The sequence below is a fragment of the Frankia sp. AgKG'84/4 genome (assembly GCF_023242965.2).
In the GTDB taxonomy this organism is placed as follows: domain Bacteria; phylum Actinomycetota; class Actinomycetes; order Frankiales; family Frankiaceae; genus Frankia.
Window position 1 is genome coordinate 1 of the sequence record NZ_JALKFU020000965.1, and the last position, 2,012, is coordinate 2,012.

2 protein-coding genes are annotated in these 2,012 nt (G+C 72.9%); both read right to left on the bottom strand.

The genetic code is table 11. The features are described from left to right. On the bottom strand, positions 1-1,018 hold a 1,018-nt coding region (locus MXD58_RS26420), incomplete at its 3' end, for an NAD(P)H-binding protein (protein ID WP_250610478.1). 78 nt (positions 1,019-1,096) lie between these two features. Further along, entirely contained in the window at positions 1,097-1,612 is a 516-nt protein-coding gene (locus tag MXD58_RS26425) for an HNH endonuclease (RefSeq protein ID WP_248838927.1), read from the bottom strand. Between the last annotated feature and the right edge of the window lie 400 nt (positions 1,613-2,012).

A 2,012-nucleotide genomic window follows, 5' to 3' on the forward strand; every position in this document is an offset into this window, starting at 1 on the left:
CGTCGAAGGGGGCGCTCCGCGCGGCCCGCGCCGCGGCGCTGCCAGCCCTCCTGGGGGCGCGGGTCGGCCAGACCGCCGTGGACCAGCGGGTCTCCACGCCGCGTTCCCGGACGTGGGCGAGGGCCATGGCGGCGGAGGTGTCGAACGGAAGCAGGCCGCCCGGGGGGTCGGGGATCAGGCGGCGGACGGCCCCGCCGTCGGTCACCACCACCTCGGTGCGCAGCGATCGCACCAGTGGCCGCGCGATCCTCTTGGGCACCGGGGTGATCAGCCCCACCCACAGCGACGACAGCCCCGGCGACAACATCGGCACCGGTATGATCACCCGTGGGCGCAGGCCCTCGACGGTGGCGAAGCGTTGCATCATCTCCGCGTAGGTCAGCACGTCCGGCCCACCCACGTCGAACGAGCCGTGGACGTCGGCCGGTACCGTCAGCCCGCCGAGCAGGTAGTGCAGCACATCGCGGACGGCGATCGGCTGGATCCTGGTGCGCACCCAGCGCGGGGTCAGCATCATCGGCAGCCGCTCGGTCAGGTAGCGCAGCATCTCGAACGACGCGCTGCCGCTGCCGATGATGACGGCGGCCCGCAGCACCAGGGTGGGAACGCCCGAGTCCAGCAGGATGCGCGCGACCTCCTGGCGGGAGCTGAGGTGCGCGGAGAGTTCGCCGTCTCCCGCGGGGCTGAGCCCGCCCAGGTAGATGATGCGGCGCACGCCGGCGTCGCGGCAGGCGGCGGCGAAGGCGGCGGCCGCCTGGCGGTCGACCGTGGAGAAGTCCCCGCCGCTGTCGATCGAATGGATGAGGTAGTAGGCGACGTCGATGCCGCGCAGCGCGGCCGGCAGCGTGGCCGGGTCGCGGGCGTCGGCCTGGACGACGTCGGCCCGGGCCGCCCAGGGGATGTCCCGCAGGCGGGCCGGGTCGCGGGTCATCGCCCGGACGTGGTGGCCGCGGTCGAGCAGGCGGGGGGCGAGCCGGCCGCCGAGGTAGCCGGTCGCCCCGGTCACGAGTATGCGCACGCCGGCTACCTGCCCGGTGCGCCGCCAGCTACCCCGCGACGCGCCGAAGCGGCGCCGGGACAGTGCCCTTGAGGGCCCTCAGGCGGTGGCGGCCTCGGCGACCTCGGTGCTCAGGTAGGCCGACCAGCGCGGATCCATCCGGCGGGAGCCCAGAATGCGCCAAGCGGCTCCGCTCGGCGCGCGGGGCGCCGTGCGGAGCCGCCAGCCAAGATCAGCCACGGCCCGGTCGGCTTTGACGTGGTTGCAGCGGCCGCAGGCCGCCACCACGTTCTCCCAGACGTGCGCCCCGCCGCGAGAACGGGGAATGACGTGGTCCAAGGACGTTGCCGGCGCATTGCAGTAGACACACCGGTGGTGGTCGCGGGCCAGCACGCCCTTGCGGGTCAGCGGCACCTGGGAGCGGTAGGGCACCCGGACGAAACGCGCTAACCGCACCACGATCGGAACATCGATCGCGGCCGCCGCGGAGCGAAGAACCTGACCGGCCGACTCGACCATCACGGCCTTCTCGGTCAGGACCAGGACAAGCGCCCGTCTTTGCGACACCACGCACAGAGGCTCGTACGTGGCATTGAGAACCAGCGCCTCTGCCACGCGCCGACCTCCTGCCCACCGAGGGCCCTTTGCGGGCCGATCTGCCCAGCGTCTCCGGTGACAATGGACAGTCAACCGTCTTCTGCGGCAGAACGCGAGCCTGTTTGCATGGTCATCGGCTTTCGGGCCGTGGCGCTGCGCATATCTGGTGGCATTTGTCACTCTCTGCTGACTCGGTGGTGATCCCGCAGTGACGCGGTGTCGTGTCGATCTAGAGGGCCCGTCGGGGTGGTGGCGCCGGTGTGTCCGCCGGGCCCTCGCGGGGGGTGGGCGCGAGCGGGCGGGCGCGGTGGGCCAGACTCGTAGGTGATCGTCGCCCCGGGCCGGGGTCCCTGCGCGTTCCCGGGGTCAGAGCCGGCGGGCGAGGATCCGGTAGGCGTTGGACCTGGTCCCGGACGTG